This is a genomic window from Streptococcus handemini, from assembly GCF_040984445.1.
Classification (GTDB): Bacteria; Bacillota; Bacilli; order Lactobacillales; family Streptococcaceae; genus Streptococcus; species Streptococcus handemini.
The window spans coordinates 1-4,623 of the sequence record NZ_JBFRYH010000099.1 but is presented as its reverse complement, the minus strand read 5'-3'; the positions used below and the strand labels follow the sequence as shown (position 1 = coordinate 4,623).

9 protein-coding genes and 1 pseudogene are annotated in these 4,623 nt (G+C 40.9%); 7 read left to right on the top strand and 3 right to left on the bottom strand.

Annotated elements, in window-relative coordinates:
• The 3 genes and pseudogenes from ABPH35_RS10440 to ABPH35_RS10430 all read right to left on the bottom strand — a co-directional run.
• Window positions 1-390, bottom strand: a pseudogene (locus ABPH35_RS10440) (Fic family protein); the annotation flags it as partial.
• Between the two features lie 410 nt (window positions 391-800).
• Window positions 801-1,358 (bottom strand): GTP pyrophosphokinase, encoded by a 558-nt coding sequence (locus ABPH35_RS10435; protein WP_368849816.1) that lies wholly within the window; start codon window positions 1,356-1,358, stop codon window positions 801-803.
• A 47-nt stretch (window positions 1,359-1,405) separates the two neighbouring features.
• Window positions 1,406-2,137 (bottom strand): S24 family peptidase, encoded by a 732-nt coding sequence (locus ABPH35_RS10430; protein ID WP_368849815.1) that lies wholly within the window; start codon window positions 2,135-2,137, stop codon window positions 1,406-1,408.
• 159 nt (window positions 2,138-2,296) lie between these two features.
• Here ABPH35_RS10430 and ABPH35_RS10425 point away from each other — a divergent pair, with 159 nt between their 5' ends.
• The 7 genes from ABPH35_RS10425 to ABPH35_RS10395 form a co-directional block, all read left to right on the top strand.
• Window positions 2,297-2,500, top strand: a complete 204-nt coding sequence (locus ABPH35_RS10425; RefSeq protein ID WP_368849814.1) for a DUF739 family protein — start codon at window positions 2,297-2,299, stop codon at window positions 2,498-2,500.
• Between the two features lie 95 nt (window positions 2,501-2,595).
• Entirely contained in the window at window positions 2,596-2,790 is a 195-nt protein-coding gene (locus ABPH35_RS10420; protein ID WP_368849813.1) for a helix-turn-helix domain-containing protein, read from the top strand.
• Between the two features lie 41 nt (window positions 2,791-2,831).
• Window positions 2,832-3,296, top strand: a complete 465-nt coding sequence (locus ABPH35_RS10415; protein ID WP_349988845.1) for a hypothetical protein — start codon at window positions 2,832-2,834, stop codon at window positions 3,294-3,296.
• Entirely contained in the window at window positions 3,289-3,453 is a 165-nt protein-coding gene (locus ABPH35_RS10410) for a hypothetical protein (protein ID WP_368849812.1), read from the top strand. Before ABPH35_RS10415 ends, ABPH35_RS10410 begins: the two co-directional genes overlap by 8 nt.
• Window positions 3,454-3,659: 206 nt before the next feature.
• Entirely contained in the window at window positions 3,660-3,929 is a 270-nt protein-coding gene (locus ABPH35_RS10405; protein WP_368849811.1) for a hypothetical protein, read from the top strand.
• Window positions 3,930-4,072: 143 nt separating this feature from the next.
• Window positions 4,073-4,282: a hypothetical protein gene (locus ABPH35_RS10400; protein WP_368849796.1), complete on the top strand. Its 210-nt coding sequence runs from the start codon at window positions 4,073-4,075 to the stop codon at window positions 4,280-4,282.
• Between the two features lie 10 nt (window positions 4,283-4,292).
• Window positions 4,293-4,623 (top strand): DNA-binding protein (locus tag ABPH35_RS10395; RefSeq protein WP_368849810.1); only part of this gene is annotated, 331 nt, incomplete at its 3' end.

Genomic DNA, 4,623 nt, shown 5'->3' with positions numbered 1-4,623 from the left:
ATAGCTGGTATTGTCCGCCCATTGAGTCATTAAGTAGGGTGTTTCTGTTGGGGTTGCCGTCTTAAACTCTGCCCCGATAATGGCATTCTGGGCTGTTTTAAAGCGCCCACGGTCATGTTGCAGTCTATCCGTCAAGAGAGCATGAAAATCTTGTATCAGTCCAATGGTAAGAGGGGGCTGAGCGTTCAACTGTTCCAGAAGAAAATGAAATGCTTGCTTGTGATTTTCAATCTCATAAAATTCTCTAATGCTCTTGTGGTTACCTGGTAGGCTGTTTTCAATGATAATGCTGACCGTTTCAGGGAGTGAAATAGTATTCCCCTCTATACCGCTGGAGTGATAAGCCATGCGGACTAGTATATCATCTAAGTATTTTTGTTTATATGTCATGTTTTTTCTTTCTATCTGTACTGGTACAGTTTTGGGAATTGTGATATAATATAGTCATCGGGAACATTCCCGATGATTGGCTGCTTTTCTAATCTACCGAAGGCGTGGCGCTTGCTACGCCTTTTTTGTTTTCCAATTTTGAAAGAAAGTTGTACTAGGTTGGGTGACTCCTTATTTTGCGGAGTCATCTAAGTATCTTGGTTTATATGTCATGGTTTTTTCTTTCTATCTGTACTGGTACAGTTTTAGGAATTGTGATATAATATAGTCATTGGGAGCAATCCCAAAATAAATAAAAATATTTGCACGAGAAAAAATATTTTTTATAATCCTTTGGGGTGTAGCGTTTTGCTATGCCTTTTTGTTTTCCAATTTTGACACATGGCGAAACCATGCGCAACGGGTGGGGGTTACACAAAATTGCGTTTATATAGTCTATGGCTTTCTATGTTTCGGTCAACGTCTTTTTCATCCCATATTTGCAGTTCCCACGGATAATAGTAATTGCTTTTATTTTTGAAATAGACATGAATGCCCGTGTAGTTATCTTTGTCCCGTAAGTACCAATTTTTCAGCCCAAATTGTTCTTTCCAGTCGTCTAATTTTTCCATAACCAACGTAATATCCGCCGATGTAAGAATGATACGAGCGCCAAAAATATCATTTAGAATGGAATTAACGGGGTAGCCGTCTTGTCTTCCTGAAAATCGTTCTATCTTGTCTAAGATACTTTCAGAGGTTTTGACACGATACACATATGGGATATCTTTTACGTCTGCTTTCATCAGATAATCATTAATGGATTCATGTAAATTTAGACGATAGTCAAGTATCGCCTGTACGGGCACTTTGGCAAAGGTGTGTTTTAAATTTACTTTTTCAATTTTTCCCGTTTCAAAATAATCTTGTGAGAAAGCAAGATGTATACGGTTGATTTCAGCTATTAAGCGTTCTACTTTTTCTAGCATGCTGATTTTTCCTTTCCGGCTTTTCCTCTACAGAAATTTTCCATAGCCTAACCCTGCACCACCTTATCAGACCCAATCACGGCATAGATTTTAATATGGGTATCTGATGACGGTGGGAAGTCGATGATAATATCGTCATATTTTGGATTGAGGGAAACCAAGCGCAGGCAATTGGCTTCTGTATAGACTTTTTTCAGATAGGATTTGTCATTGACCGCTACGGCGCAGACTTGACCCGAGTAGCTAGAAAAGCCCGTATCTTTCAAGTAAACCACATCGCCGTCTTCGTAATCTGGTAACATGCTATCACCGTTGACAATGCTAGCGAGGTCATGGCGTGGTGGCTCTTCTGCTACCTGTACGGTGTTTATATCGTTATCATCGTAGGCATAGCCAAGCCCTGCCGCCATTTCTGTTACAGTCTGCACTGAGTAGAGGGCAAGCGGTTCATGTATTTCTAACTGTTCCGCCTGTTGCTCTTCTAATTGCGTTGTTGTGTACTCCAGTACACTCTCTTGGCGCTCTGGGTGTAGCTGTATCATTTTATCAGTTACCGCTTGAACAAGTGGGGCGGGGGTATCTTCCCAACCCATTAAAAAAGCTGGTGTAGTTTTTAAAACTTTGGCAATATCTGCCAAGATTGCGGTAGGCACTTTTTCAATATCACCATTTTCATAACGGTAAATAGTGGAATGATGAACCCCCAACTTTTCAGCCAATTGGGTAGCGGTTAGCCCTAACTGTTGGCGTCTTTCTTTAATTCTGTAGGCGGTTTTCATTTGTCCCCCTCCTTTTCTTTTCTTAATTATACCAACGATTTACGTAATATTCAAGAATAAAATCGCAAAAATGCGAAAATAGTTGTTGACAAACTTTTTTTCATGGTGTATACTTTTTATAAAGTTCGCAAAAATGCGAAAACAGAAAGGAGGAACCGAATGGCAAAAACCAATAAATTGAAAGCGTTAATTGTTGAGCGAGGTTTGACGCAGAGCAAAGTAGCAGAAACCATTGGCGTAGATAAAACAACGCTATCAAGAAAAATAAACAACTCTACGCCGTTTACAGTTGAGGAAGCTAAAAAAATCGCTACCTTACTGAAAATGACAGCGGAGCAAGCGACCGAAATTTTTTTTGATTAGTTTTTCGCAATAATGCACAACCCCCAAAGGAGCGGAAGAATATCCCGCCCCCAACCGACCAAACAGGCAGGCAAACCAAATAAAGGAGCGACCAAATGGAACTAGGCGACCAAATAAAAAGAATCCGCCTTGATTTAGGCGAGACCATGGAGCAATTCGGCAAGCGTTTCGGCACTTCCAAAGGAACGGTAAACAATTGGGAGAAAGGCAGGAATGCCCCAAACCGTAAAAACATGCTAGAAATTGCAAAACTTAAAAGCAAGGCAGTCACCGAATTTTTAAGGGACTAGGAACAACACACGGCAGGCAAACCAAACAGGAGGAAACAACAATGACCAAGACACGCAGGGAAAGAATTTTCACAATTGAACGCCTTTATGAGATAGAGGACAAGCACGGCGAGCTGACACTTTCGGCAATTATGGAGGAGCTTGATTTCCTATCCAGACGAGATATCACGCAAAAGCTAAACCAAAAGAAAAGAGCGGGGCAAATCCGCTACGATAAAAACTATACTAATATCAGAATTTTAGCTCCTAGGACTATGAAAAATGATGTAGTTATCAAAGAAAACGAACTAGGACGCTTGCAATCATGGTTCTTGGTTCGTGACTTGTACGGCTTAGAAGATGATTTACAGTCCGGACAACTGAAAGCAAGTGACAGGGTCAAGGCTAGACAGTTGCGCTATAAGATTTTGAACAGCTTACAAAAGTCGGCCGTAGACTTTGCCAAGCTCTACGAGGAGCAGGCAGGTTTCACACTACCATGGCAGGAGGTTGGCGGAAATGGTTGAACAGCTACCAAGACTATATAAGCGGTCTCTTGCTCTCATTAGTCAATATTGGCATGGGGAAATGAGCAAAGAGGACTTTAGCAAGAACTTCCACCGCTTAGAAGACAAAATCCATCATGAAGTAGATGTAAAAAAACGGCAACAAAAAAAGGCTTAGAAAGCGACCAAACTATCAAGCCTTTAGAACCAAAAAACTAAAATACGAATAACAGGCAGGCAAGCCGTTATTAAAGGGATTTTAGTAACTCCATTATATCACAAAAAAGATTGTATAGTAAACAAAAAAGGCGCTGACATTGCCATTATACGGCTTTGTTTAGCGATTTGACGAAGAATGATACACAAAAAAGGAGTAGAAAGCAAATGACACCAGACCAAATACTAGATAACTATGAGAGCTTAACAAGCGACATGATGACAGCGGTCAGCGCTTTAGATATTGTCAGGCGATGGCTGGAAAATACTAAAAAAAGTGATGAGGGTTATTATGGCTTTATCGCCTCAAAAGAGGGCTATGCGGACATTATCAACCTAGCCATGGATGACTTGAACAGGTTGGCAAGTGAGCATTGTGAATTTATTGAAAGGGTGGCAAAAGATGGATTTTCAGGAACTAAGCAATATAGCAGATAAACATGAGTTAAATATCGAAGATGTAGGAGTTATCAATTGCTTTCTCCAAGCCCATGCAAGAATGAATAGTAAAAGATACGCCATTTTACACGTCTTTCAAATGGGCAAGATAGCAGGAATCAGACAAGAAAGGAAGCGTAGACATGGCAATAGATGAAATCAATTTACCGATTGGCCAAAAAATAATATTGGTGATTATCCTCGCTATCGTGAATGTGCTTCTATGGCGACATCTGGGGCATTTTCAGCTTGATAGCAAGCCCAAAAAGAAGCCAACGGATAAAGATACTAGGAAGCTACAAAATGCGAACTATGGGGCTTATATCCAAGCACAGGGACGATACTACAATTAGGGGGGTGCGAATGGCAGAAAAGACACTACCAAGCAATTATAGGCGAGTACTTGAGCTTATCCCCAAAGGGAGCGAGCGCCCTATCACAAACAGAGAAATACAGACAATTACAGGACTAAGCGAGCGAGCCATCAGGGAAATTGTGCAACGGTTAACAGTTCGCTATCAAATCCCCATCGGAATCTTGCGGAGCAATACACCAGGCTATTATTTCCCAACGAATGACGCTGAACGCTTTCAAGGTATGATAGAGCTTGATAAACAGGTCACAGAGGAACAGAAACGGCTTGAGGTCATCAAGTATGGCAATCTGAACGAACAAGAAAAATACTTGAAAGGGG